Raw genomic sequence first — 26837 nt, forward strand, 5'->3', positions numbered from 1 at the left:
ATTGGGTTAATCGGGTTGGCACTCACAGGTGTGATCATAAAGCGCGATTAATTCATCGACCTTATTCCTGGCGCTGCCTTTCTGACTGATATTACGTTGTACGCTAACCCTTTCCTTCTTGGCTCCACGATATAACTCCTGAGTTAACGCAATATCGTGATTACTTATTACCACCGGGATCCCTTTTTCCAAAGCTGTTTGGCGGGAACAACGAGCGAGAATCGCTTGGTCATCCAGACTGAAACCCGCCCCAACATAAGTAGTAAAACTAGCGGTGGTTGATAACGGTGCATATGGCGGGTCGCAATACACGACATCGCCAGCCTTCAATAGCGCAAATGCCTGCTCATAACCAATACACATGAATTCTGCACGGGAGGATTTAGCGGCAAATGCGCGGATCTCCCGCTCTGGGAAATAGGGCTTTTTATAAGAGCCAAATGGCACATTGAACGCTCCGCGCCGATTATAGCGACATAAGCCATTAAAGCCGTGGCGATTGAGATATAAAAAACTAACGGCGCGGTCAAAGGCATTACGACTACGATTAAACCGGTCTCGTACGTCATAGAATGCGTCACTATCGTTCATCGACGGAACAAACAATTCTGCGGCCGCGCCTATGTATCGCTCTGGCTCCCGCTGGATAATCTGGTACAGGTCGATAAGATCCTGATTAATATCGCACAGAAGGTAACTCGGGAAATCTGTATTCAGAAATACCGAACCCGCCCCAACAAACGGTTCAACCAGTCGTTGACCTGGAGGCAGATGACGAGTAATAGCATCAACCAGCTTGAATTTACCGCCAGCCCATTTAAGAAAGGCGCGTTGTTTTTTATTCATTTATTATGATTGATGCCAACTTCATACAAAGGCCTGGATTGTAACCTGTTTGCCAATAAATATCACGGCTATGGCTGTGCTTGTGGTTGGTAATTCTGAATATCTTTCCACGCCCGGATCCAAGGAGCGGCACCATGTTGATGCTGCCATTTTGCCGCTGCTTGTTGTGCTTGTTTATAGGTAGAGAAATGTCCCAATAACACCACCCACCATTGACCAGAACGACATAGCCAGAATGGCTCATTTTTGGGTAGCACTGACAACTGCCCAGCGACTGATTGTTGTTGCTTCATACTGGTGATCTGCAGTGTATAACCGTCCGTGGGTAAAGTGAGCACTAAGGCTGCCGCAATAGCGGCAGTTTCAATTTTTTGGGAAGGCACATTAGCAGCAATGACTGCAGAGGCTGCCGAAGACTCTGAGATAGGCGCGGCTGAATCAGAAGCAACATGGGCAACGCTTGTGACCTCTACAGTGGCGGCATCAGAAGTCACAACTTCGGCAGTGGTAACATCTGCCGTAGCAGCCGCATCCTGCAGTAATTCACTCACCGCTGCGGATGGAGTCTCATCGACGTTGACGCGGGTATTAACCTCAGCCAGCCAGGGCCATTGACCAACGGATGTTGCTGCAATTGTCGCTGCAGGTCTTAGTGTGGGTGGGAGCCAGTCTAGTAAAAATTCAGGCAACGACAACGTTGACGAAGCGGTTATCGCGAGAGACGGCAGCGCTTGCTTGGGAAGTGGCACCCTCATCTTCCCCATATACCACACACCCATTGCTAATATAGGTAAAACCACCAACGCAGTTTGTATTAACTTTCGCCAGGGGAATTCTTTTGGTGTTTCTGCTTCGCCATGTAACGCCAAATCTAGTAACTGCAACACCTCTGCTGGCGTACCGGATTGCTGTTCCAGTTGATTCACGACAATGCTTCTTGGGGTGAATGTTTTTTGCCGAGAGCGAGTTAACAGCGTCTGATATAACCCTTCCCGTTCTGCCATCGACAATGGCTCAATCCCCAATTGCAGCAACCACTGTCGCTGCTGTTGCGGTAATTGTTGCAGTAACTGCCCAACGAACTCAGGCTTGGCCGTCAGCGTCAGCGTCACCGCCGCCCCACCACAGATGACCTGAGTCAGCATCAGACATTCTGCCCAAACTGCCAAAGGAAGATTGTCGGCATCATCCAATAAGATATGGATCGGTTTTAACAATTTCGGGGTAAATCTTAGCAGGGTATCAACCAGTGAAGTGTCATCATCAAACAGCGGATCGGGTAACAACTGCATGACGATCTTACGGCGGATTTCTGCGGCAGAAGCATACTGAGGACAGGCGACTAACGCTAGATTATAGTCTTCCAACTCATTCGCTAAGGCCGTCAATATGACGGTCTTGCCAGCACCTTGAGAGCCTGCCAGCAACACCAATTGCTCGCCATAACAGGCAAGATGCTGTAATCGATGAAGAAGCGCTTCCTGAGAAGGCAGTAGAAGTTGTTCGCCAGCCACCTGTACACCACAGTGATTAATGTTGGCGGATAACCTGCTCCAGCAGAGCGTCACTCACCTGGCCAAAAACGTCGGCGCGTCCCAACGCAGTGGGTAACACTAATCGAATTTGCCCTGCAAGAACCTTCTTATCACGCCGCATATGTTTGATAAAGCTTTCAAATCCCATGGATGCTGGAGCCTTTACCGGTAACTCGAAGGTTTCCAGTAACTGACGGATGCGACAAACAATTGACTCATCCAATAAATCCATAGCTTTGGCTGTTTCTGCAGCAAGGACTGTGCCAGCGGCGACGGCTTCACCATGTAACCAGTTACCGTACCCCATCTCAGCCTCGATCGCATGACCAAACGTATGGCCGAGATTAAGCAATGCTCTAACGCCATGCTCAGTCTCATCTTCAGCGACAACTTCTGCTTTAATTTCACAACAACGACGAATAGCGTATGACAACGCCGCTGGCTGCAATGCTTTTAACTCGGAGACATGTGCTTCAAGCCATGTAAAAAATTCAGCATCCCAAATGATGCCGTATTTAATGACTTCGGCCATTCCTGCCGCAAACTCCCTCGCGGGAAGAGTACGCAGACAATGTGTATCAATGACTACCGCTTTGGGCTGGTAAAATGCACCGATCATATTTTTGCCCAATGGATGATTCACGGCAGTTTTGCCCCCAACAGAGGAATCAACTTGAGCCAGTAATGTCGTCGGTAGCTGCACAAAATCGACACCACGTTGGTAACTTGCAGCAGCAAACCCGGCCATGTCACCAATAACACCACCGCCGAGCGCCACGATGATTACATCGCGACTGCAGTTATGTTCAAGTAATGCGGTATAAATATTATTCAGCTGTTCAAGCGTTTTGAATTGTTCACCATCAGGCAACACCACTGCATGCACTTGAGTGGCAATTGCAGATAACACGTCAGTCACCTGTTGCAAGTACAGGGGACCAACAGTGTCATTCGTAACAATAAACAACGTTTTATTGGTCAGTAAAGCCAATAATTTATCAGCCTGCTGTAACAGATCCTGGCCGATCAATATAGGATAACTACGATCTCCCAACGCTACCTGGATCTGTTCCATAACTGGCCTTAAAAACCTAACTGTTCAATGATTTGGTTTGCAACAACCTTGGCACTTTGCTCATCAGTCTTGACAACGATATCAGCAATTTCTTCGTAAAGTGGGTTACGAATCTCCGCCAAATTTTCCAATACTTCACGCGGATTATCCACTTGAAGTAATGGCCGACGTTTGTCACGCTGAGTACGGGCAACTTGTTTATCAATGGTTGTTTCCAGATATACGACGATACCTCTTGCGGAAAGAAAATTACGGATATCCTTGCTCTGAACCGAACCACCACCTGTGGCCAATACGATACCCTGCTTTTCGGTTAAATCGGCTATCACCTGCGCTTCACGACGACGAAACCCCTCTTCGCCTTCAACATCGAATACCCACGTTATATCAGCGCCGGTACGACTTTCAATTTCCTGATCTGAATCGTGAAACTCTAAGTGCAGCATTTGTGCTAAGTGACGGCCTATCGTGCTTTTACCAGCACCCATAGGGCCTACTAGAAATATATTACGTTTTTCAGCCATTTCTTATACGTCTGAATCTTATGAAAAGTTTGCCGAAAGTCGATTTAGGGTCAAACCGACATGATCATCTTACCTTGCTCTAAAGAGACTTGACCCGGGATTATCTCAGCTAAAGGCCGCTTTAGGCAAGCGTGCCACTTCATTAAAGCCAAAATTCTTCCCTGAAAGTAAAGCCAGTGACATGCACTGGCTTTATCTAATCAGCCGGAATGTTAGAACTTATCGGTAACGATCTTAGGTGTTACGAAGATCAATAACTCATGCCGTTCATTGGAATCAGAGGTGTTACGGAACAGCGCACCTAACACCGGGATATCACCCAGTACTGGCACTTTGTTGACACTGTTGATCAACTGCTGCTGATAAATACCACCAAGAACGATGGTTTCACCATTGTTAACCAACACCTGAGTACCCACTTTCTGAGTATTGATAGAAACGGCTTCACCTAACGGTGTTGTCACCACTTCGCCTTTAGAATCCTGAGTGATTTCCAGATCAAGAATCACTTTGTTATCCGGAGTGATCTGCGGGGTCACCCGTAGGGACAATACCGCCTTCTTAAATTTAACCGTTGCGGCACCACTAGATGCAGATTCTACGTAGGGAATTTCAACCCCCTGCTCAATATACGCCGCTTTCTGATTAGATGTGGTAATGCGCGGGCTGGCGATAATCTCACCTTTATTTTCCTGTTCCAACGCACTCAATTCCAAATCCAAAATGGTGCCATCTGCCAACTTGGCAACGTTGAAAGCGATACTCGCAGCACTTGTCGCTGAGGCAGGCAAATTGACGTTCAACCGATTATCGATTGAAGGTGTGCTCCCCGATACCAAATCAGAGACCCCTTCGAGAGTTCCTGACGTGCCATAATCTCCTTGAAGATCGGTAATCCCCCAACGAACCCCCAAGTCTTGAGCCACGGTGTCACTCACCGTCACCATACGTGATTCAATCAATACCTGCTTAATTGGGATATCAAGTACTTTGATCAGGCGATGCACGTTTTCTAACGAATCCGCAGTGTCTTTTACTAACAAAGTATTGGTACGTTCATCAACGGTGACCGAACCACGGTCAGTTAACAGGCTCGCTTGAGCTTCACCTTTTAGCAATTTGGCGATGTCGGTCGCTTTCGCGTAATTGACTTGCAGATATTCCGAGTACAAAGGCGCCAGCTTTTGTACTTCCTGCTTGTTTTTCAGATCCTGGCTCTCGCGAATCGCTATCTCTTCGGCTGGAGCCACCATCAGAATATTACCTTCAATCCGCTTATCGAGTCCCTTGGTCTTGAGGATCAGGTCCAACGCTTGATCCCAAGGCACATCTTCCAGTCGCAGCGTAATGCTGCCGTCGACGGTATCACTGGTCACCAAATTGAAATTATTATAATCGGCCAGAATCTGCAGCACGGTGCGTACTGAAATGTTCTGGAAATCCAAAGACAATTTTTTACCGGTATATTTTTTCTCAGGCTCAACAGCTGAAGTCGCTTTTTCATCCTGAGTCATGGTCAGATGGAAGGCGTTACCCTCTTCTTTATAGCTATATTTGTACGGGCCTTTAATATCGATCAGGAACCGCGTGGTCATATCGTCACGGAACGTTTCAAAACTACGCACTGGGGTCGAAAAGTCCTGAACATCCATTACATACAATTTATCATCTGGAATTTCTGTGTTGTAAAACTTCACTTCCAGTTTGGTGCCTTTTTGTTCAACGTTAGCGGCCACTGAAGCATTATTGAGGTTGACAACCAACTCCCCGCCTTTGTCACCAGCCCGATGAAAATCGATATTTTCGATCTTATTAACGAACGGGCTGGCAGCTTTATCGGCCGCACTCATCGCTTCATCATTAACGGTCAGTCGGTAAGTGTTGCCGATAGCCTTACCTTGATAAGGTCGTACTTTGTCAAGTTTCAAAGCAACTTGCAGTACACCATCTTGCTGTTCAGTTGTTAACTGCTCTACCCCGACCTGTTTGATCGGCAGCACGGCTTTTTCCAGTGTGGACGTTGCATCACTGAAATTCAGTTTAATACCTGCAGGCTCGGCACTGAGCTTCACTTCTGGATCGGCCACCGGACTATCAAAGACCAGTTCCAACTCCAACTGATGGTCAATGATGGTGTGATATTTCACATCGACAAGTTTGTTCGCAGCCAAAGCACAAGGAACAAGACTCACCATCAACACGCAGCCCAATGCAACTTGCCACCAGTTGCCTGCTGTCTCATGGGTTTTATGCACCAAAGAAAATCTCATTATTCCCTCTTCCTTTGCCTATTTTCCGCCGGTCAAATCCAGACTGCTGCTGCGCTCGGTCCAACAACCGGAACCGTCCGGAACCAATTCAGTAATTTCGATACTGTTCTGATTTATCTTTGTTATATGGCCGTTAAATAGACCAATGTAATTTCCAACACCAATTCGATAAACGTTGCTGTCAGGGGTCTCAATCAATGCCCAGATAACACCGTTGTTACTGAGCGTGCCGCGCATTCTTAGGTTATCCAGCGCGTATGTTTCCAAGCGTTCCTTGCGACGTTTCAGGTCGGGCTGTCGACAATCCTTGGTTGTATCTATCGCTTCAGCGGTCAGCTCTCGGGATGGTGGTACAAAAGGACTGCGAAGCAGATCTGCATCATACTGAAAATGCTCAAATTTAGGCGGTTCCTTTAACGGAGGAATATGCGCCACATGCGTTTTCTTCACACTCTCCACATATTGCTGTAAATCTTCGTGGTTGCCAATACAACCACTCAGCAGCACTATCAGCGGCAGGGGCAATATCCATCTCATTTGCTTTTCCCCTTAGCCTTTTTGGCATTTGCCGGTAACTCTGCACCTTCTTTAAAACGATAAGTTTTAGCTAAAATGTCCATCGACAAATTGCCATCAGCTTCTCGCTTAATCACAAAATCATGCAGACTGACAATCCGCGGTAATTTAGCGACACCACTGACCATGTGTCCCATTTGATGATAATCACCGGTTACAGACATCCGGATTGGGTATTCAATATAAAAATCACGTTGGACTTCTGCATCCCAATCAATGCTGTTGATACGCAAACCAGCGTCCGTCGCAACATAGGTCAAGTCATCCAGCAATCCGGGCATTTCGTTCTGAGATGGCAACATTTTCAGCAATTCTGCGAACTGCGCTTCCATCTGCTTTAATTGTTCTCGGTAGAGATCCAGATTAGCCGCTAATTGATATTTATTGCGAAAATCGTCGCGTAATTGCTGCTCTTTACCCTGCTCTACCTTGTAGATATCAATCGCATCAGAAACAAACAGAAAATAACCACCGACAAATACCAGAATGGCTAAAATCCCGGCAAAAACCGCTTTGACCTGGGTTGGCCAGCCACCGATATTTTCCATGTCCAGATCATTAAACTGGCTCAAATCAAACTTCATTTAGCGGTTCCCCCCTTAGCAGTCTGGACTGAGCCCGCAGGTGGTTGTTCCCCACCTTTGATAGTGACTTTAAGACTGAACCGCTGCAGTTCCCGGATATCATCTTTCTGAGATACGATGGATTGCATTGTCGGGTCTTGCAGCCACGCTGATGCCTTAATCTTGCGCATCATGTTGGCTACGTTGTTGTTAGATTCGCTACGACCTTCAATCCAGATAATACTGCCTTTCTTTTCTACGCTTGAAAGGTAAACGCCGGGAGGTATCACCCGTACCAGCTCATCCAATATATGCGTCGGCAGATTACGTGACTGCTGCAAATCCAGAATGATTTCAGTACGTTTTTCAATATCAGCTTTTCGTTGCTTAATCTTGGTGATCTCAGCAATCTGCTTATCAAGTTGCTGAATTTCATGCTGCAGATAAGCATTACGTTCTCGCTGATCATCCGTCATCCAGCCAATAAATTGCAGCGCCAGATAAACCAGCACCGCGGCACCGATAAATACAGCGGCCAGAATCCCGATATAGTCACGTTTCTGTTTTTCCCTCGCCTCTTCACGCCAGGGCAGCAGGTTTATGTTCGCCATTGCCCATAACTCCTTAATGCGAGACCGCAAGCAATCATGTATTTGCTGATATTTGGCGCCAGTTTTTGCTGAACACTGCCGTCAGCCTGCAAACACCCTTTAAAAGGATCCGCAGTGATCGTTGGTACCCCGAGTTCATTCGTCAGCAGGTTGGCCATTCCTTCCAGCTTCGAAGTTCCTCCACACAAGACCAGTTGATCAACCTTATCTTTACCGCTGGAAGTACAGTAAATTTGTAGTGTGCGCTTAATTTGCTGCAACAACTGATTCTGAAATGGCGATAACACTTCAAACATATAGTTACGTGGCAAGTCGCCTTCGACCTTGGCTTTTTCTGCCTGGTCATACGCCATTCCGTAGAAAGAGAGAATTGACTGGGTGAAGATTTCACCACCAAAGGCTTGCTCGCGGATAAATGTGGTTTCACCATTTTCCACCACGGCGAATGTGGTCATATTGGCACCGATATCGATCAGTACTACGACACCTTTCGCTGTCTCTGGCGGCAGTTGCGCGGCAATCAGTTCATAGGCTCGACCCAGCGCATAACCTTCTACATCAACAACTTTGGTCTCAAGGCCAATTTCATCTAAAACATCGACCCGGGAATCAATGTTTTCGGTACGACTTGCACTGAGCAGCACATCAACCTTGGAAGGATCAGCTTTGTTGACGTTAAGGGTTTCAAAATCGATGGACACTTCATCAAGGGAATACGGAATCAGGTTATCTGCTTCAATCTCGATCTGAGCTTCCATTTCAGCTTCCGTCAATGACGCATCCATATAAATCACTTTGGTCATGACTGCTGAGCCAGAAACCGCGACGGCTGCAAATTTGATAGATTTAGGCAATTGCCGTTTGATCTGGCGTAATGCCTCAATAACAGCGTCTTTATCCCTGATGTCATGGTCGCTCACTGCGCCCTTTTTTAAGGGAACCACCGCATGAGCCTGTATTTTATAACCTTCAGCTGTCTTACCCAACATAATAGCCTTGACTTCGTGTGAACCGATGTCAATTCCGACCATTTGAGGGGCTTGACGCTTCCATAGATTAGAAAGCATTGTCCCGGTGCCTTATTGTTATTGTTGAATCGAAGCGTAGCACAAACATAGTTTGATTGTGATCTTTATATAATATTCTATTAACATTTTTGCACTGTTTATTTTTATAATTGTAATTCACTTCACCCCAGCGATTGTGCCTTATATACTATTTACCCCTCAACAGGTTATGGAATAATCCGGTGAAGTGGTTTAAACGCATACTTATCGCTGTATTCAGTCTCGCGCTATTGGGAATCATTGCCATTATCTGCGCGTATTTTTACGTTTTGCCGGATCTGCCAGACGTCAATACATTGAAAACCGTCAAACTTCAGACGCCACTTAAAATATATTCAAGTGATGGCAAACTTATTTCTCAATTTGGGGAAAAGCGTCGTATTCCATTGCAATTGAGTGATGTTCCCAAACCTTTGTTACAAGCATTTATTGCTACCGAAGATTCACGCTTTTATGAGCACAACGGTGTCGATCCCATTGGGGTGCTGCGCGCGGCATTAGTGATGATTACTACCGGCCAAAAGCGCCAGGGTGCAAGTACCATTACCATGCAGGTAGCCCGTAACTTCTTTTTGACTCGAGATAAGAAGTTTATCCGAAAAATCAAAGAAATCTTTATTGCACTTCACATTGAACAGCTTTTAACTAAAGACGAGATTCTGGAACTATATGTCAACCGGATCTACCTCGGGCAACGCGCCTATGGCGTCGGGGCGGCAGCACAAGTGTATTACGGCAAGGATGTAAAAGACCTGACGCTTGCAGAAATGGCCGTGATTGCAGGGCTCCCCAAAGCGCCGTCAACCGTTAACCCCATCACCTCTCCGGAAAGAGCCAAGGCTCGTCGTAACGTAGTCCTGCGGCGAATGCTGGATGTGGGATACATCAATCAAAACGACTATCAAGTGGCTGCTGCTGCGCCGATCACCGCCAAGTACCATGGTGCGGAAATCGACCTATATGCACCTTATATCTCAGAGATGGCGAGAGATTATATGGTGCAGAAATACGGTGAAGAAGAAGCCTACACCGGTGGTTACAACGTCTACACCACTATCAATTCTGATCTGCAACAAAAAGCGCAAAAAGCGTTACGCAACAACGTCTATGCCTATGACGAACGTCATGGTTACCGGGGGCCGGTGTCAGTCTTATGGACAGATTCTGAGCCGGCGCCGGATAAGTTGGTTGAAACACTAAAACAGACAGCACCTGTGCAGGAGTTACAGCCAGCTGCCGTCATCAAAGTGGAAGACAAGCAGGCCGAAGTATTACTTGGAAATGGTCACACCGTAACCATTCCTTGGGAAGGTTTAAACTGGGCACGCAGCTTTATTAACGACAGACGCCAGGGGCCATCACCCAAATCAGCGGCGGATGTTGTCAAAGTTGGCGAACAGATCTGGGTCCGCCCGATGGGCGATAGTTGGCAATTATCGCAACTTCCACAAGTTGCCAGCGCGATGGTCTCTCTCGATCCTCATGACGGCGCCATCCGTACCTTGGTAGGTGGATTTAGCTTCACTCAAAGCCAATACAACCGGGTGGTGCAGGCCAAACGTCAGTTAGGCTCTAACATCAAGCCATTCCTGTATGCTACTGCATTGGAAAAAGGTTACACCCTGGCGACATTGATTAATAACGCCCCTATTAATAAGCCTGATTTAAGTCAGGGTACCGCCTGGCGCCCTAAAAATTCGCCTGATGTCTACGGCGGTCCAACTAGACTGCGCGTCGGATTGGCGCAATCCATCAACGTCATGGCGGTCAGAACACTGCGATATATTGGACTGGATGCGGCAATTGATAAACTCAGTCAGTTTGGATTTGATCCGGCCGATCTGAACCGTAACGAATCACTGGCATTAGGCTCTCCGTCAGTGACTCCCTTGCAGGTTGTTACCGCGTTCTCAAGTTTCGCGAATGGCGGTCAATTGTTGGAACCCTACTTCATTGCACGCGTCGATGATGCCTATGGCAGGACGATTGAGCGCGCTGATCCTGCACTGGCTTGCGATACAATGCCAGCAGCAACAGTAGCTAACGTGCAAACTACAGCAATGGCACCTGAATCGACCATTACCAGCTTAGACCGTCCAGAGGATAATCCCGTAGCGGTTACCGTTGCCGCCAGTGATCTGCCATATACCTGTGACAACCCTCAGGCACGTCATGCTAAACGAGTTATCTCCAAACAGATTGCGTTCCTGATAACCGATGCGCTTAAGAGCGTGATTTGGGGGGGTGGCGACTGGAATCATGGTACCGCATGGAACGGTACCGCTTGGCGTGCTGCTCGCGTGGTAAAACGGCATGATATTGCCGGTAAAACCGGTACCACCAATGAATCTAGAGATACCTGGTTCAGTGGGTTTAACCCGAGTCTGGTCACCACCGCCTGGGTAGGTTTTGATGATCATAGTCGCGAGTTAGGTCGTGTGGCCTGGAATCCTAACGGTGCAAAAGATCAGATTTCTGGAGCAGAATCCGGGGCTAAGACTGCCGGGCCGGCCTGGAACGAGTTTATGCACGATGCCTTAGAAGGCACGCCAGAAATCCCGATGACACCACCAGCGGGTATCGTCTCGGTAAGGATTGATTTAGCAACTGGCAAGTTATCCCGTAAGAACGACTATACCAGTGATTTTGAATACTTTATTCAAGGCACTGAGCCCAAGGAATACGCCAGCGATGCTACCGAGGACAGTAACTTGTTCCTTGATTCCGGCAAAACATCGGAAAACTTGTTTAACTAACTCAATGTTATTCAATAAAAAACGCGCCAGCTGGCGCGTTTTTTATCAGTGGCTCACTGATCAGTATTTCTTTGCGTCCAGTGCGGCTTGCACCTGCACTAATGCGGTGCCACCAAGCACATTACGCTTCTCAAGACATGCTTCAATGGTCAGATTTGGGTAAACATCTTCGGCAATGATCGCGGCATAAGTCTGTAAAGTGGCTAATGGCAACGCTTCAATCGGCTTACCTTCAGCAATTGCTTTTAACACCACTTCACCCACGACATGGTGCGCTTCACGAAATGGCATGCCTTTAGAAACCAAGTAATCGGCCAGTTCTGTCGCATTGGCATAGCCTTGCTGGGCAGCCTGCAAGGCTCGATTACGATTCACCTTCACGCCTTCCAATACCAAAGCGGCCATTTTAAGACACAGACTCCAGCTGTCCATCACATCGAACAGGCCTTCTTTGTCTTCCTGCATGTCCTTGTTATAGGCCAGCGGCAGTGCTTTCATCGTGGTCAGAATACCAGTCAAAGAACCATAAACCCGGCCAGTTTTACCGCGGATCAATTCCAGTGCATCTGGGTTTTTCTTCTGTGGCATCAACGATGAACCAGAAGTGACGTTATCAGCCAGTTCAATGAAATTGGCTTCACCAGAGTTGAAGAAAATCATATCTTCCGCCATGCGGCTAAGATGCATCATGCTGATGGCTGCGTCACTGCATAACTCCACCACATGGTCACGATCAGAGACACTATCAAGGCTGTTCAGTGTAGGAGCTGCAAACCCCAGGCTCAATGCCAACGCTTTACGATCCACCGGATAAGCAGTACCTGCCAGCGCACCACTGCCCAACGGACAGGTATTCAGACGGGTTACGGTATCTTGCAGACGGCTGAGGTCACGCTCAAACATTTCCACGTAAGCTAAGGCCCAATGCCCCATAGTCACTGGTTGAGCCCGTTGCAAATGAGTATATCCTGGCATCACCGCATCCAGCTCGCGCTCTGCCAGCGCTAACATCGCCTGCTTTAACTGCGTCAGCAAAGTCAGCAAGTGCTCAGCTTCTTCTTTACACCAAAGCTTAAGGTCAGTTGCCACCTGATCGTTACGCGAACGCCCGGTATGCAATTTTTTGCCAAGGTCACCGACTTTATCGATCAGTTTCTGTTCGACAAAACTGTGAATATCTTCAGCGCCAGAACTCAGGATCTGTTGTGGCTGATCTTTAACTTCAACGAGCAATTCCTGAAGTGCCTGTTGCAAAGACGCCAATTCTGCCTCAGTCAACACACCAGCTTTGGCAATTGCGGCAGCCCAGGCAACCGAGCCCTGAATGTCCTGTTCCACCAGCCGATAATCTACTGGCAACGAGTCATTGAAGAGTTGGAAAAGTTCGCTGCTCGGGCCACTGAAGCGGCCGCCCCATAATGCCATGTTGAAATTCCTCTGTTACGAATAAACAAAAAGGGGCGCCAGGGCGCCCCATAAATCACAGTCTTACTTGTTGCTATTGATGGCGCGGATACGGCTTGCCAGAGAATACAAACGGATAAAGCCTTCCGCATGTTTCTGGTCGTATACAGTATCTTCACCGAAGGTAGCAAATGCTTCAGAGTACAGGCTGTTAGGTGAACGTTTTTTCACTGGGGTCGCCTGACCTTTGTAAAGCTTGATCACCACTTCACCATTAACATCTTTGGCAAGCGCTTCAGACGCCGCAATCAAAGAGTTGCATAGCGGAGTGAACCAGCGACCGTCATACACCAGATGCGCCATCTGGGCAGCGACCTGTTCACGCCATGAGCGACTGGTTTTATCCAGCACCAGTTCTTCCACTGCACGCAGTGCAGCCATCATTACGGTGCCCCCAGGAGTTTCGTAACAGCCACGAGACTTCATCCCTACCAGACGGTTTTCGGTAATGTCTACGCGACCAACACCATGCGCCGCGGCGATTTCGTTGAGTTTCACCAACGCAGCATAAGGCTCCAGCTGTTCACCATTAACGGCAGTCACACGGCAATCTTTCACTTCTACAGTGACATACTCAGGAGCATCTGGTGCATCTTCTGGATCAACGGTCCAAGTCCAAACCGCTTTGCTGGGTTCGTTCCATGGGCTTTCCAACTCACCGCCTTCAGTAGAGATGTGCCAGGCATTGGCGTCACGGCTGTAAATTTTGGTTGCTGATGCTGTGGTCTTGATATGACGTTCAGCCAGGTAGGCCAGCAGATCTTCACGGCTCTGCATGGTCCATTCACGCCATGGCGCAATCACTTTCAGATCGGGCGCCAATGCAGCAAAACAGCCTTCAAAACGCACCTGGTCATTACCTTTACCAGTACAACCATGAGCCAAGGCATCAGCCCCGACTTTACGGGCCACTTCTACCTGAGCTTTGGCAATGATTGGGCGAGCCATTGAGGTACCCAACAGGTAAGTACCTTCATAAACTGCACCTGTCGCAATAGTCGGGTAGATGTAGTCTTTAACAAATTCTTCTTTCAAATCGACGATATGGCACTCAGAAGCACCAGAAGCCAAGGCTTTTTCAGTCAAGCCCACCAGCTCTGCTGGATCCTGACCGATATCCGCACAAAAGGCGACGATTTCGCAGTTGTTATAGTTTTCTTTCAGCCATGGGATGATGGCCGAGGTGTCCAAACCACCGGAGTAAGCCAGCACCACCTTTTTCACTTGTGTGTTTTTCTGTGCAATAGACATCTTATATTTCCTGGATTAAAAGGCCTTTGGCCATCAACTTAACAGAGTGACAAGTACCGCGTTTTGGGCGTGCATCCGGTTCTGCGCCTGCTGTAATATCAGCGAACCTTCACCGTCCATTACTTCATCCGTCACTTCTACCCCTCTGTGCGCGGGCAAGCAATGCATGAAATACTTGACCTTGTATTTTTCCATCAGTTCTTTTGAAACCTGATATTGAGCAAATTTAACGGCAATATCCGAAAGTTTGGTACTGTCTCCCATGGAAATCCATGTATCAGTGTAGACTGCATCCACACCTTCGAGCGCACTAACATCTGGAGTCAGTAGTAAACTACCGCCGTGAACTGCGGCTAACTGCTGCGCTTGAGTTACCGCAAAACCATCAGGGAAATGTCCCTCAGGGCAAATCACCGTCATTTGTGCCCCCAGAATGGCGGCACCAACCATCAGCGAGTTGGTAACGTTATTACCATCTCCGATATACGCAAGTTTCAGGCCTTTCAGACTTCCCAAGACTTCCTTCAAGGTCAGGAAATCAGCCAATGCCTGACAAGGATGGTAAAGATCCGACAATGCATTGATAACAGGGACGCTGCCGTATTCTGCCAAGCCTTCTACGGTGACATGGCTAAAGGTACGCGCCACAATGGCATCCGCCCACTGCGAAATATTACCGGCGAAATCGCGCACTGACTCTCGTTTGCCCAAAGCACCATTTTGCTGATCCATATAGACACAGTGACCACCGAGCTTATTGATACCTATATCAAAGCTCACTCGGGTACGCAATGAGGGCTTTTCGAACAGCATCACTACGCTCTTCCCATCGAGCGCATGACGATATTCGGCTGGGTTGGCTTTGATCTTGACCGCCAAGTCCAGCAATGCCAACAGTTGCGATTGGCTCAGGTCTTTAAGGGACAACAGGTGCTTCATAACTAATCCTTACTTACGGTTGAATTTGTGTTCCGATGTTCTCTCCCCGGGCAAGGGCAGCCAACTGGGCTGCATCCCGCCATGAGGCTACCTGTACTGGCTGCCCCATCTGCTCCGCCACATCCAGCGCAGCCTCTACTTTAACTTTCATGCCTTTTTCGATAACGCCCTGTTTCACCAGTTGCTGGATCTGGTCGCGGTTCAGTTGTGGGATCAACTGGCCTTTTCCATCCAGTACACCAGAAACATCTGACAGCAATACCAGCTTACCGCCAACCAATTTGGCGAGTACGGTGGCCGCTTCATCAGCATTGACATTCAGTAAGTCTCCATCGCTTGACACTGCAATGGAACTGACAATTGGCATCCAGCCCTGGGCTAACAGGAAATTAATGTAGGTACCATCTTTTGGAGTAACTTCACCCACAAAGCCCAGACGTTCATCTTTAATGCTGGCGTCGACGAGGTTACCGTCTGCCAGACTCATACCTACAGCAACAACGCCCGCTTTTACTGCGGCGGCCTGCAGGATTTTGTTAGAGGTACCAGCCAATGCCCCAACCACTATTGGCATCTGCTCGGCAGGTGTCACCCGCAAGCCTTCCAACTTAACGGTTTCCATGCCATTGACTTTCAACTGTTCATCAACCAGATAACCGCCGCCGTGCACCAGTACCACTTTCTGTCCCTGGGACAACATCTTGGCTGCCGTTTCCATCAATCGCGCCATGCCCATCTCACACTGCATTAATGCGCCACCGACTTTCAGAACCAACACACTGTCATTTGTGCTCATAAAGGAAACTCTCAAAAATGCCGCTAGGGCTGGTTAATTCAAAGATTAAAATGAATCTTTATGCATTGCAGTGCTTGACTGGCCGCACCTTTCATCAAATTGTCGATAGCGCTGGCTACCACCAGATAGCCACTGGCTTCATCAAACTTCCAACCGATATGGCAATTTGGCGTCAGCACCACATCATCCACTTTCGGAAAACGCTGCTGACTTACCTTCACCAAAGGTGAGTTATCATAAACGCTATAGGCTTCTGCAACCTGCGCAGTAGTCGTGCCCGACTTCAGTTGTGCGGTAATGGTTGCCAAAATACCACGCTTAAAGTTACCCAGATGCGGTGTAAAAATAACCTGCTGTCCCAGATGAGTGGCAATTTCTGGTTGGTGGCGATGTCCGAGCACGCCATAGGGCGTCAAACTGACTTCGCAAAAACTGGTATGCAGTTGTGCTTTTCGACCGGCACCGGTGACACCACTGACGGCATTAATCACTGGCAACGTTTCGGTAAGCAGCGGCTTAACTGGCTTAAGTGCTAACAATGAAGCGGTGGGATAACATCCTGGAACGGCAATCATGCGGGTTGCGGCAATCTTGTCAGCATTCCATTCAGCCAAGCCATAAATCGCCTGCGCTAGCACTTTTGGCTGTGTATGTTCAAAACCATACCATTTGGGATACTGTGCGGCATCGGCAAAACGATAAGCGCCGCTAAGATCGAACACTCGCAGTCCTTTTTCATAAAACCAGGCAGCGAGTTCCAGACTGACAACGTGTTCTGTGGCCAGCACTACGGCATCTGATTCTGCCGCAATGGTATCTTTGGCTTCAGCAGTTAATGGTTGCAATACATAAGGAACCTGTTGATATACAGGATAGAGGTCAGCGAGGGCTTTGCCTTTGTCGAGACTATTCTCAGACACATACAACCCCTGCACACTGAGCCCGGGTTCATTTTCAATCAACGCGGTTATCTGGGCTCCGGTGTAGCCACTGGCACCGATAATGGCAATATTTTTCATGATCTCAAATCTATATCTAGTCAAAAGGAAGGGCTAAAGTTGTGCCCGGGCAGAATGCCTGATGACAAGTTTAACGCTGCAGGGATTATATGCAGCTTTTATCTGTATTAAGCTCAATAATAAGCTCAAACAGGGTATTTTATGCAGGTGACAGCGTTTCGCTGATGACACCTGTCTCAGCTGTTTGCTAGACTACCATACAAGTTTATTTATGCAATATATGTGAATAGTTATTTTACTATTTTTGGCGGAATTATGACCAAATTGCCGGAACTCAAACACAGCTTCAGTGCGCTTATCGCTTCTCCCTCTATCAGCGCCATAGAAGCCGAACAGGATCAGACCAATAAAGGGGTGCTCGATCTTCTCAGTAACTGGTTCTCGGAACTGGGCTTTCATTGCCAGCAACAGCCAGTGAAGGACAGTCGCAATAAATATAATCTGTTGGCTTCGCTCGGCAGTGGTAAAGGTGGGTTGTTATTAGCCGGTCACACCGACACCGTACCGTTTGATGAAGGTCGTTGGCACCAAGATCCGTTTGTGCTGACAGAAAAGGACGACCGTTGGTATGGCCTTGGTACCTGCGATATGAAAGGCTTTTTTGCGCTGGTATTAGAAGCCGTGAAAGATATGCCACTGCAGCAATTCAAACGGCCGCTGTATATCCTTGCCAGCGCTGATGAAGAAACCACCATGAGTGGCGCGAAGACTTTTGCCGCCAACGCAGCTATCCGTCCGGAGTACGCCATCATTGGCGAACCCACGAGCCTGCGTCCGGTGTATATGCATAAAGGGCATCTGGCACAAGGGATCAGAATTACTGGCCGCAGCGGTCATTCGTCTGACCCAGCCAAGGGACTTAACGCCATCGATATCATGTATCAGGTGATTGGGCAGTTGCTGAAGTTAAAACAGCATCTGGCAGATAACTATCGAGAAAATGCCTTCAGTGTGCCATATCCTACGATGAACTTTGGTCATATTCATGGTGGTGATGCCGCTAACCGTATTTGTGGGTGTTGCGACTTGCATATGGACATCAGGCCCTTGCCCGGCATCGCCATTGCCGATCTGCAGTTGATGACGCAGCAATACCTGTTACCCATTTCTGAAAAATATCCGGGTGCCATCAGCATTAGCACCTTGTACCCAGGGGCAGAACCCTTTGCCGATACCGCAGATTCTGCCTGGAGCCAACTGGTGGCCAAATTGGCCGGGAACGCACCGGAGGTGGTGAATTATGCTACTGAAGCTCCATATATTCGCAGCATTGGTTGCCATACACTGGTACTCGGACCTGGCAGCATCGATCAGGCACATCAGCCAGATGAATTTATCGATTTGGCGCAGCTAAAGCCGACAATATCACTACTTAAGCAACTGATTTATCACGCTTGTATTGAATAGCATTAACGCAATGTCATCTACACTTCATTGACCTTAATGGCCTCGGCTAGGTATTGTGACGGGTAGGTGCTGAGGCACAGCAACACATTTTGGGGAAATGGGAGCCACAATGGAACAAACGACAGATATGTATGCCTCACTACGGGCGAACGTCAGTATGTTAGGGCAGATCCTCGGTGAGACGATGCGCGATCACTTAGGGGATTCATTTCTGGAAAAGGTGGAACAGATCCGCCAGTTAGCCAAAAGTTCGCGTAAAGGCGACAGTGCTGCACGTGAGCAGATGTTGCAGCTACTTAATGCATTACCAGATGACGAGTTAGTCCCCGTCGCTAAAGCGTTTAACCAGTTTCTCAATTTGGCGAACATTGCCGAGCAGTTCCATACCATCAGTCGCAATTGTGATGAGCTGGTGTGTGTCCCCGATCCCGTTGAGCTGTTGCTAAGCAGGATGCTCAATGGCCCGATAGATCAGCAGCAGATGCTGGACTGTTTGAAAACGATGGATATCGACCTGGTGCTGACCGCACATCCGACTGAGATATCGCGACGAACGTTAATCCAGAAATATGCTGCGGTAGTCGATTGCCTGGCAGCGTTGGAAAACGACAAACTCAGCCAACGCGAGACCAAGCAGCTGAATCTGCGGTTACGGCAATTGGTATCGCAGATTTGGCATACCAATGAAATTCGCAGTGAACGCCCGACCCCGGTTGACGAAGCGCGTTGGGGCCTCGCCACCATTGAAGCCTCACTGTGGCAGGCAGTGCCCGATTTTCTAAGACAGCTTAACGATCAGATTGAAGAACGTACGGGTCTGCAATTGCCTATTGATATTGCGCCGGTACGATTTTCCAGCTGGATGGGCGGTGACCGTGACGGCAACCCGTTTGTCACCGCTAAAGTGACCCAGGAAGTGCTCGATCGCAATCGTCACGCGGCGGCCAGATTGCACCTCAAAGATATCGTTGAGCTCCTGGCAGAGCTGTCAATGGAAGATGCCAATGAAGCACTGATGGCCTACACCAACAACAGTCGTGAACCCTACCGTGATGTGCTGCGAGATTTACGGCAAAAGTTGCGAAACACCATCGACTTTCTTAATGCCCGGATTGAAGGACATCAGCCAGAGGTCGATTACAGCACCATTATCTGGCACGAAGACGATTTAAAAACGCCGTTGATGTTGCTGTATCACAGTCTGTGCGATTGCGGTATGCGCCTCATTGCCAACGGTTTACTGTTAAATATGCTGCGGCGGCTCGCCTGTTTCGGGATTCACATGGTGCGTCTGGATATCCGTCAGGATGCCGCCAGACACGCGGAAGTGTTGGCAGAACTCACCCGTTATCTCGGTATAGGCGATTATGCGCATTGGGGGGAATCAGAGAAGCAAGCGTTTCTCCTGAAAGAACTGACTAACCGCCGACCTCTGCTTCCTGGCACCTGGCAACCCTCAGACAATGTTGCCGAAGTGCTTGCCACTTGTCGCTTGATTGCCAAACAACCGGCAAGAGCGTTGGGGTCTTATGTGATCTCGATGGCAGGTAAGCCATCCGATGTGCTGGCTGTGTTATTACTGTTGAAAGAAACCGGCTGTCCGCACCCGATGCGGGTAGTGCCACTGTTTGAAACCCTAGAAGACCTTAACAATGCTGCCAGCTGTATGACCGCACTGCTCAATCTTGACTGGTACCGAGGCTACACTAAGGGCACCCAAGAGGTGATGATTGGTTACTCGGACTCCGCCAAAGACGCCGGTGTGATGGCCGCGGCCTGGGCGCAGTATCGGGCACAAGAACAGTTAGTCGCGGTATGCCGTAATGCTGGCGTAAAACTTATTCTGTTTCATGGTCGCGGCGGCACCGTTGGCCGCGGTGGTGCACCAGCGCACGATGCCATTCTGTCACAACCGCCAGGTTCCGTTGATGGCCGAATCCGGGTGACGGAACAAGGCGAGATGATCCGTTTCAAATTCGGCCTGCCGAAACAGGCAATACAATCGCTGGCGTTATATACCTCGGCAGTGATGGAAGCGACCTTACTGCCACCGCCGGAGCCCAAACCGGAGTGGCGCGAATGTATGGAGCACATTGCCTCGGATTCGGTCACCGCCTATCGTAAAGTTGTGCGCGAAGAGCCTGATTTTGTGCCATATTTCCGCGCGGCAACGCCAGAAATAGAGTTGGGGAAACTGCCCCTTGGTAGCCGTCCGGCCAAGCGACGCGTGGATGGTGGTATTGAGAGCTTACGAGCGATCCCATGGATCTTCGCCTGGTCGCAAAACCGCCTAATGTTGCCTGCATGGCTGGGCGCCGGAGAATCATTGCAAGCCGCCATAGATCGAGGTGAAAAAGTGCTACTACAAGAAATGGAGCAGCACTGGCCATTTTTCCGCACCCGCATTTCCATGATGGAGATGGTCTATGCCAAAGCCGAACCAAATCTGGCACGCTATTATGAAACCTGCCTGGTACCGGTCGAACTGCATCATCTTGGCGACGAGCTGATAGCCAGACTGCAACTGGGGATGAAGGTGGTGTTGGAACTCACCGATAGCGATACGCTAATGGCGCATACTCCATGGAATCGTGAGTCGATTAAATTGCGCAATCCATATATTGACCCGCTTAACTTCCTACAGGCTGAACTATTGAGGCGTACCCGTCGGGAACAGCAAGCATCGGAAACACTGGAATTAGCATTGATGTTAACTATCGCCGGTGTCGCTGCTGGTATGAGGAACACCGGTTGATGAAATTCATCTTTTTGCTGCTGGCGATGCTGTATTTGGGTGGTTGTGTCAGCCAATACAGCATTAGTGAACAGCAGGTAACAAATTACCTAAATGACAAGCTTGCCAAGCAGCATCAAGCTAAGGACTCATCGGCATTATCCATGGGATTTCGCAGTGTCACTGTAACATTGGGGAGTAAACCAGGCGTAATGGCGGTGACCGCGGCGGCGGAAATAAAGGTGGCGACACCCATTTTGCCGCTACGCGCCGATCTGCAAGCCGAATTCGAGGCGAAACCTGTTTACGACAAATCGAGTCACAGCATTTTTCTGCGGGATTTGCAGTTAGTCCAATTCAAAGCGACGCCCGCGAAATTGCAAAAACTGTTGGGCAACGTATCACCGCAGTTGGTTGACCTGGCCAGAACACTGCTTGAGAACCAACCAGTGTATGAGTTAAACACCCACAACAGCGTGCAGGCGAAGCTGGCAGAAATGACCCGAGCTATTAAGGTGGAACCTGGAAAGCTGGTATTGGAATTTGAGTAGCCACTATTACGCTAACGAGTAGTGACTACTCACTTTGATATTACTTCGGATAGCGCTGAATGAAGGAGTAATCAACAACGACGCCTTCGTTCAGCAACTCTCGGCGTAACATGTCATAAGCTACCGCCGCACTGATACTGCGTACCAATTCGCGTGAACGGCCAGAGAGCAGGATCATCTGGCTGTACACCGCGTTACGGGTAGCCAGCGCTATGGCGACAGTTCCTACGGGCTTTTCCGGCGTACCACCATCGGGTCCGGCAATGCCACTGGTCGCCAAGGCAAAATCACTGTCTAATAGTTCACGGGCTCCACGTGCCATCGCTTCCACCACGGGAATTGAAACCGCACCATAGTCGTCAAGTGTCTGAGGTTTTACGCCTAACACTCGCACCTTGCTCTCATTGGAGTAAGTCACCAGCCCCTGATGCAGATAGGAAGAACTACCCGGGAAAGCCACTAGTTGACTGGTGATCATGCCGCCAGTGCAGGACTCCGCAACGCTGAGACTGAGACCTGACTTAAACAGCCGATGGTGGATCTCTTCTGCCAACGAGGTACGATTTTCCGCAACGACAGCGGTCCCCAGCGCAGCCTTCACTTTTGCAGTCACTTCAGCAAGCTGTGCAATCGCCGATGCGCCACGTGCAAAAATCTTGATCTCAATATGCGGCATATATGAACGGTAACCCAGAGTGATACCGTCTGGCATCGCCAGTGGCTCAAGCTTTTCGGCTAAAGAGGATTCTCCGTGACCTATGGTTAGCAATTTTTCGACCGCCACCTCAGAGTGAATATCAAACTCTTGGCGGATAAACGGTAAAAACTGTTCCCGCACCATATGTTTCAATTCAAAAGGTACGCCCGGCGTAAAAAACAGCCATGCTCGATTGAGTTTTACCCGAAAGCCGCAAGCCGTTCCTACCGGATTGTCAACCATGACAGCTGAGGCCGGTAACAGTGCTTGCTTGAGATTGTTGGCAGGCATTGGCCGGTTATTACGAGCAAACCAGTCAGTGATATGCTCGCGCCACACCGGATTTTCCACCAACGGTTCTGCTTTCGCTTTGGCCATCGCTTCAGCCGATAAATCATCGGAAGTGGGACCTAAACCGCCATTGACCAGAATCACGTCAGCATGCAGGCTCCGTTCACGAAACACTGCCACAAGATCTTCTATCCGATCTCCCACCGTGACCCGTCGTTGTACTTCAATGCCATTTTCCATCATCAGATTAGCAAACCAGGCGGCATTGGTGTCCACTATCTGTCCGGAAAGCACCTCTTCACCGGTACAAATCATCTCGAGCTTCATTAAAAACACCCGTTTGTTTTAATGTTGATCCAACGCACACCAGATTACGCTAATTCACTGAAGATGGGTATGCAGAACGAGGATTTGGCGGTGAGTCGTCGCCTATTGAAAGCAAAACGACCCGCATTGGCGGGCCGTTCTTAACCAAACTTACTGTATTTCGGGTGCTGGCTGAGGCTCAAGCCCCAGCGAAGCAATAATACCCAACGCCGCCTTACGACCATCAGACATTGCGGTCACCACCAGATCTGCACCGCGCACAATATCGCCACCGGCGAAGATCTTTGGATGACTGGTTTGACACGGGAAACGATTGTTACGAGGAGCTTCAATCAATCCCCAGCGATTACATTTTACTTGTGCCTTTTCCAGCCATGGCATCTGATGAGCACTGAAACCGAAAGCGATGATAAGGGCATCGGCGTCTAAGACAAATTCAGAGCCGGCGACCGCCTGCGGTCGCCGCCGACCGCTGCTATCCGCTTCACCGAGTTCGGTGCGGATCAAGCCAATCCCGGTCAGCCGCCCTTTTTTGTCGAGCTGGATAAATTGCGGCTGCACATTAAACTGGAATTCAGCCCCTTCTTCCCGCGAGTTTTTCACCTCTTTCTTAGAGCCCGGCATATTTGCTTCATCGCGACGATAAGCACAGGTGACTTTGGCAGCACCTTGACGCAAAGATGTCCGCAGACAATCCATCGCCGTATCGCCACCACCTAAGACCACGACTTTTTTACCCGCAAGATTCACATAAGGCTCGTCTGCGAGTTCAGGTAATCCCATTTCATGTTTAGTGTTTGCAATTAAAAACGGTAACGCTTCATACACGCCTGGAGCATCTTCATGCTCTAAGCCAGCCTTCATCGACTGGTAAGTACCCGTGCCCACAAACACGGCATCGAACTCATCCAGCAGCTGTTGCAGTGAAATATCGCGACCGATTTCGGTATTCAGCCGAAATTCGATGCCCATCCCGCTAAACAGCTCCCGACGATTGATCAGAACATTTTTGTCCAACTTAAACGCAGGGATACCAAAGGTCAGCATACCGCCGATTTCCGGGTGTCGATCAAACACCACGGCTTGCACCCCATTACGGCTGAGGATATCTGCACAGCCTAATCCGGCGGGGCCAGCGCCAATAATGGCAACACGTTTACCGGTAGCGACGACATGGCTAAGATTTGGCTTCCAGCCTTTAGACAACGCAGTGTCGGTAATATAACGCTCAACATTACCAATAGTAACTGAACCATATTTATCTTTGAGAGTGCAGGAGCCTTCGCACAGGCGGTCTTGTGGGCATACCCGGCCACAGACTTCCGGTAACGAACTGGTCTTATGCGACAGCTCAACCGCTTCATCTATACGGCCTTGTTTAGCCAGTTCGAGCAGTTTGGGGATGTTGTTATGCAGTGGACAGGTCCATTCACATACGGAACGGTCACTACAACTTAGGCATCGTTCTGCTTGTGCTTTGGTTTGTTCCGCAGAGAAAGGCTGATAAGTTTCAACAAAGGTGGTTTTACGCAACTCCAAAGGCGCTTTAATCGCATCCCGGCGCGGACGTTCTGGTAGCGACGCCAATATCGGTGTTAGGCGATGAATATGTGGCAGTCTCAGATCGTAATCAACGCCAGCACTGCGTAATTGCTTTTGACGGCGAAGATTGATTAACGCTGATTCATCAAGAAATTGCAGCGCCTTGGTCGGACAGGCCTGAACACAAGCCGGCCCCTGCTCATTTTCATGGCACAAATCACACTTATGGGCATAGGCTTTGGCTTCGTTGTGGTCGGCAGATTCGTACACCATATTAATCGCGCCGAATGGACAGGCTAAAACACAACTCTTACACCCAATACATTTATCTTGCTGTAACTGCACACTGTTATGATCACGAGTAATAGCGCGTACAGGGCACGCGTTAGCACAAGGTGCATCTTCACAATGACGGCATACCGCAGCAGATATCCGCGATTCCCCACGGACCACTTTTATGCGTGGATTAAATGAGTCAGCACTATCAGGATAACGCCCATTATTGTGCGACAACACACAGGCGACTTCACACGCCCGACAACCAATACAATCCTTGGCACTCGCAATCACAAACCGATTCATCACGCCCCCAACTCAAGCCGATTCCAGCAAATGAAATTCTGCTCCCCAACAAAATTTCAGATGAAATAAGACTACGCGTAGTTTCACATTTGAATATTCTAACCTGCTAAATTGAAGTGAAAACTTGATGCCGGACAGAAACTATGCAGTTTTTAGTGCTGTGAATAGGAGAAAAGTCACTCATCCGATGACAGAAAATCATTTAAAAAGGCTTAGAAGCAGCATAATTGTAATTAAATTACAGATTTATTATAAAATCCGGAATCTTGACTCGTTTAGTGAAAAAATTAAACAAGGCGACAACGCTTAGATAGAACAAATAATGAAGATAAAACGCAAGAGAGGAAAAAGCAAAAGGCCTCGTCGTGAGACGAGGCCTTGCTATTAGTGGCGGGATGGACGGGACTCGAACCCGCGACCCCCGGCGTGACAGGCCGGTATTCTAACCAACTGAACTACCACCCCACTGGGCCGAAGCCCAATTCTTACTGCCAGACGCTGCGCATCTGACTAAATAGGCGCTTGGCGATGACCTACTCTCACATGGGGAGACCCCACACTACCATCGGCGCGATTGTGTTTCACTTCTGAGTTCGGAATGGAGTCAGGTGGGACCACAATGCTATTGTCACCAAGCAAATTCGGTCAATTCGGAAAGCTGCTTCGTTCTCTACTTCAACCAAGTATTCATATTCATTCAAGGTTAACGACCTCCAGGGATGGAGGAAGTGCTAGAAAACATCTGGAATGTTTTCAGTAAAACCCATCTGGGTTGTATGGTTAAGCCTCTCGAGTCATTAGTACAGGTTAGCTAAACGCCTCACAACGCTTACACACCCTGCCTATCTACGTCCTGGTCTCGAACGGCTCTTCAGTGGACTCAAGGTCCAAGGGAAGACTCATCTTGGGGCTCGCTTCACGCTTAGATGCTTTCAGCGTTTATCAATTCCGAACATAGCTACCGGGCAATGCCATTGGCATGACAACCCGAACACCAGCGGTTCGTTCACTCCGGTCCTCTCGTACTAGGAGCAACCCCCCTCAATCTTCCAACGCCCACGGCAGATAGGGACCGAACTGTCTCACGACGTTCTGAACCCAGCTCGCGTACCACTTTAAATGGCGAACAGCCATACCCTTGGGACCGACTTCAGCCCCAGGATGTGATGAGCCGACATCGAGGTGCCAAACACCGCCGTCGATATGAACTCTTGGGCGGTATCAGCCTGTTATCCCCGGAGTACCTTTTATCCGTTGAGCGATGGCCCTTCCATTCAGAACCACCGGATCACTATGACCTGCTTTCGCACCTGCTCGACGTGTCTGTCTCGCAGTTAAGCTGGCTTGTGCCATTACACTAACCGTACGATGTCCGACCGTACTTAGCCAACCTTCGTGCTCCTCCGTTACTCTT

At 48.9% G+C, this 26837-nt stretch carries 20 protein-coding genes, 1 tRNA gene and 2 rRNA genes (1 of these 23 running past the window's edge); 4 read left to right on the top strand and 19 right to left on the bottom strand.

Annotation, left to right across the window (positions count from 1 at the left end; translation table 11 throughout):
• Positions 1–6: 6 nt before the first annotated feature.
• From KDN34_RS16005 to KDN34_RS16045, 9 genes are all read right to left on the bottom strand, one after another.
• Positions 7–846 carry a Dam family site-specific DNA-(adenine-N6)-methyltransferase gene (locus KDN34_RS16005; protein ID WP_212594693.1) on the bottom strand — a complete coding sequence of 280 codons (840 nt, stop codon included), beginning with the start codon at positions 844–846 and terminating at the stop codon, positions 7–9.
• 68 nt (positions 847–914) lie between these two features.
• Positions 915–2360, bottom strand: coding sequence for an ATP-binding protein (locus tag KDN34_RS16010; RefSeq protein WP_212594694.1), 1446 nt, complete (start codon positions 2358–2360; stop codon positions 915–917).
• A 16-nt stretch (positions 2361–2376) separates the two neighbouring features.
• Positions 2377–3456 carry a 3-dehydroquinate synthase gene (gene aroB, locus KDN34_RS16015; RefSeq protein WP_212594695.1) on the bottom strand — a complete coding sequence of 360 codons (1080 nt, stop codon included), beginning with the start codon at positions 3454–3456 and terminating at the stop codon, positions 2377–2379.
• An 8-nt stretch (positions 3457–3464) separates the two neighbouring features.
• On the bottom strand, positions 3465–3980 hold the full coding sequence (aroK, locus tag KDN34_RS16020) for a shikimate kinase AroK (RefSeq protein ID WP_212594696.1): 516 nt from the start codon (positions 3978–3980) through the stop codon (positions 3465–3467).
• 212 nt (positions 3981–4192) lie between these two features.
• Complete coding sequence (locus KDN34_RS16025) at positions 4193–6250, bottom strand: type IV pilus secretin PilQ (protein ID WP_212594697.1); 2058 nt, start codon at positions 6248–6250, stop codon at positions 4193–4195.
• Between the two features lie 18 nt (positions 6251–6268).
• The gene (locus KDN34_RS16030; RefSeq protein WP_212594698.1) at positions 6269–6787 is read right to left on the bottom strand and encodes a pilus assembly protein PilP; all 519 of its coding nucleotides are present in this window, start codon (positions 6785–6787) and stop codon (positions 6269–6271) included.
• The gene (locus KDN34_RS16035) at positions 6784–7410 is read right to left on the bottom strand and encodes a type IV pilus inner membrane component PilO (RefSeq protein ID WP_212594699.1); all 627 of its coding nucleotides are present in this window, start codon (positions 7408–7410) and stop codon (positions 6784–6786) included. The genes KDN34_RS16030 and KDN34_RS16035 overlap by 4 nt, the downstream gene beginning before the upstream one ends.
• Positions 7407–8000, bottom strand: a complete 594-nt coding sequence (locus KDN34_RS16040) for a PilN domain-containing protein (protein ID WP_212594700.1) — start codon at positions 7998–8000, stop codon at positions 7407–7409. The genes KDN34_RS16035 and KDN34_RS16040 overlap by 4 nt, the downstream gene beginning before the upstream one ends.
• Positions 7988–9067, bottom strand: coding sequence for a pilus assembly protein PilM (locus KDN34_RS16045; RefSeq protein ID WP_212594701.1), 1080 nt, complete (start codon positions 9065–9067; stop codon positions 7988–7990). The genes KDN34_RS16040 and KDN34_RS16045 overlap by 13 nt, the downstream gene beginning before the upstream one ends.
• A 182-nt stretch (positions 9068–9249) precedes the next feature.
• Here KDN34_RS16045 and KDN34_RS16050 point away from each other — a divergent pair, with 182 nt between their 5' ends.
• Positions 9250–11823 (top strand): penicillin-binding protein 1A, encoded by a 2574-nt coding sequence (locus tag KDN34_RS16050; protein WP_212594702.1) that lies wholly within the window; start codon positions 9250–9252, stop codon positions 11821–11823.
• A gap of 60 nt (positions 11824–11883) precedes the next feature.
• Here KDN34_RS16050 and argH read toward each other — a convergent pair whose 3' ends face one another.
• The 5 genes from argH to argC form a co-directional block, all read right to left on the bottom strand.
• Positions 11884–13248, bottom strand: a complete 1365-nt coding sequence (gene argH, locus KDN34_RS16055) for an argininosuccinate lyase (protein ID WP_212594703.1) — start codon at positions 13246–13248, stop codon at positions 11884–11886.
• A 63-nt stretch (positions 13249–13311) separates the two neighbouring features.
• On the bottom strand, positions 13312–14538 hold the full coding sequence (locus KDN34_RS16060) for an argininosuccinate synthase (RefSeq protein WP_212594704.1): 1227 nt from the start codon (positions 14536–14538) through the stop codon (positions 13312–13314).
• 33 nt (positions 14539–14571) lie between these two features.
• Positions 14572–15477, bottom strand: coding sequence for an ornithine carbamoyltransferase (locus KDN34_RS16065; protein WP_212594705.1), 906 nt, complete (start codon positions 15475–15477; stop codon positions 14572–14574).
• Positions 15478–15490: 13 nt separating this feature from the next.
• Positions 15491–16273, bottom strand: coding sequence for an acetylglutamate kinase (argB, locus tag KDN34_RS16070; protein ID WP_212594706.1), 783 nt, complete (start codon positions 16271–16273; stop codon positions 15491–15493).
• A gap of 38 nt (positions 16274–16311) precedes the next feature.
• Positions 16312–17292 (bottom strand): N-acetyl-gamma-glutamyl-phosphate reductase, encoded by a 981-nt coding sequence (argC, locus tag KDN34_RS16075; RefSeq protein ID WP_212594707.1) that lies wholly within the window; start codon positions 17290–17292, stop codon positions 16312–16314.
• A gap of 255 nt (positions 17293–17547) precedes the next feature.
• Here argC and argE point away from each other — a divergent pair, with 255 nt between their 5' ends.
• From argE to KDN34_RS16090, 3 genes are all read left to right on the top strand, one after another.
• The gene (argE, locus tag KDN34_RS16080; RefSeq protein ID WP_212594708.1) at positions 17548–18699 is read left to right on the top strand and encodes an acetylornithine deacetylase; all 1152 of its coding nucleotides are present in this window, start codon (positions 17548–17550) and stop codon (positions 18697–18699) included.
• Positions 18700–18808: 109 nt separating this feature from the next.
• Positions 18809–21454: a phosphoenolpyruvate carboxylase gene (ppc, locus tag KDN34_RS16085; protein ID WP_212594709.1), complete on the top strand. Its 2646-nt coding sequence runs from the start codon at positions 18809–18811 to the stop codon at positions 21452–21454.
• A complete protein-coding gene (locus KDN34_RS16090) occupies positions 21454–21984 on the top strand; it encodes a DUF1439 domain-containing protein (RefSeq protein ID WP_212594710.1) in 531 nt (176 codons plus the stop codon). The genes ppc and KDN34_RS16090 overlap by 1 nt, the downstream gene beginning before the upstream one ends.
• Positions 21985–22024: 40 nt before the next feature.
• Here KDN34_RS16090 and KDN34_RS16095 read toward each other — a convergent pair whose 3' ends face one another.
• From KDN34_RS16095 to KDN34_RS16115, 5 genes are all read right to left on the bottom strand, one after another.
• A complete protein-coding gene (locus KDN34_RS16095; protein WP_212594711.1) occupies positions 22025–23299 on the bottom strand; it encodes a CinA family nicotinamide mononucleotide deamidase-related protein in 1275 nt (424 codons plus the stop codon).
• A 150-nt stretch (positions 23300–23449) separates the two neighbouring features.
• On the bottom strand, positions 23450–25423 hold the full coding sequence (gene aegA / locus KDN34_RS16100) for a formate-dependent uric acid utilization protein AegA (RefSeq protein WP_228730493.1): 1974 nt from the start codon (positions 25421–25423) through the stop codon (positions 23450–23452).
• A 388-nt stretch (positions 25424–25811) separates the two neighbouring features.
• Positions 25812–25888, bottom strand: a tRNA-Asp gene (locus KDN34_RS16105).
• A gap of 55 nt (positions 25889–25943) precedes the next feature.
• Positions 25944–26059 (bottom strand): 5S ribosomal RNA (rrf, locus tag KDN34_RS16110).
• A gap of 140 nt (positions 26060–26199) precedes the next feature.
• Positions 26200–26837 (bottom strand): 23S ribosomal RNA (locus KDN34_RS16115); it runs 2251 nt beyond the window's last position.

This window comes from Shewanella yunxiaonensis (assembly GCF_018223345.1).
In the GTDB taxonomy this organism is placed as follows: domain Bacteria; phylum Pseudomonadota; class Gammaproteobacteria; order Enterobacterales; family Shewanellaceae; genus Shewanella; species Shewanella yunxiaonensis.

Coding starts and splice junctions, on each gene's coding strand:
- KDN34_RS16005 (WP_212594693.1), bottom strand. CDS start 846: ATGAATAAAAAACAACGCGCCTTTCTTAAATGGGCTGGCGGTAAATTC.
- aroB (WP_212594695.1), bottom strand. CDS start 3,456: ATGGAACAGATCCAGGTAGCGTTGGGAGATCGTAGTTATCCTATATTG.
- aroK (WP_212594696.1), bottom strand. CDS start 3,980: ATGGCTGAAAAACGTAATATATTTCTAGTAGGCCCTATGGGTGCTGGT.
- KDN34_RS16025 (WP_212594697.1), bottom strand. CDS start 6,250: ATGAGATTTTCTTTGGTGCATAAAACCCATGAGACAGCAGGCAACTGG.
- KDN34_RS16030 (WP_212594698.1), bottom strand. CDS start 6,787: ATGAGATGGATATTGCCCCTGCCGCTGATAGTGCTGCTGAGTGGTTGT.
- KDN34_RS16035 (WP_212594699.1), bottom strand. CDS start 7,410: ATGAAGTTTGATTTGAGCCAGTTTAATGATCTGGACATGGAAAATATC.
- KDN34_RS16040 (WP_212594700.1), bottom strand. CDS start 8,000: ATGGCGAACATAAACCTGCTGCCCTGGCGTGAAGAGGCGAGGGAAAAA.
- KDN34_RS16045 (WP_212594701.1), bottom strand. CDS start 9,067: ATGCTTTCTAATCTATGGAAGCGTCAAGCCCCTCAAATGGTCGGAATT.
- argH (WP_212594703.1), bottom strand. CDS start 13,248: ATGGCATTATGGGGCGGCCGCTTCAGTGGCCCGAGCAGCGAACTTTTC.
- KDN34_RS16060 (WP_212594704.1), bottom strand. CDS start 14,538: ATGTCTATTGCACAGAAAAACACACAAGTGAAAAAGGTGGTGCTGGCT.
- KDN34_RS16065 (WP_212594705.1), bottom strand. CDS start 15,477: ATGAAGCACCTGTTGTCCCTTAAAGACCTGAGCCAATCGCAACTGTTG.
- argB (WP_212594706.1), bottom strand. CDS start 16,273: ATGAGCACAAATGACAGTGTGTTGGTTCTGAAAGTCGGTGGCGCATTA.
- argC (WP_212594707.1), bottom strand. CDS start 17,292: ATGAAAAATATTGCCATTATCGGTGCCAGTGGCTACACCGGAGCCCAG.
- argE (WP_212594708.1), top strand. CDS start 17,548: ATGACCAAATTGCCGGAACTCAAACACAGCTTCAGTGCGCTTATCGCT.
- ppc (WP_212594709.1), top strand. CDS start 18,809: ATGGAACAAACGACAGATATGTATGCCTCACTACGGGCGAACGTCAGT.
- KDN34_RS16090 (WP_212594710.1), top strand. CDS start 21,454: ATGAAATTCATCTTTTTGCTGCTGGCGATGCTGTATTTGGGTGGTTGT.
- KDN34_RS16095 (WP_212594711.1), bottom strand. CDS start 23,299: ATGAAGCTCGAGATGATTTGTACCGGTGAAGAGGTGCTTTCCGGACAG.
- aegA (WP_228730493.1), bottom strand. CDS start 25,423: ATGAATCGGTTTGTGATTGCGAGTGCCAAGGATTGTATTGGTTGTCGG.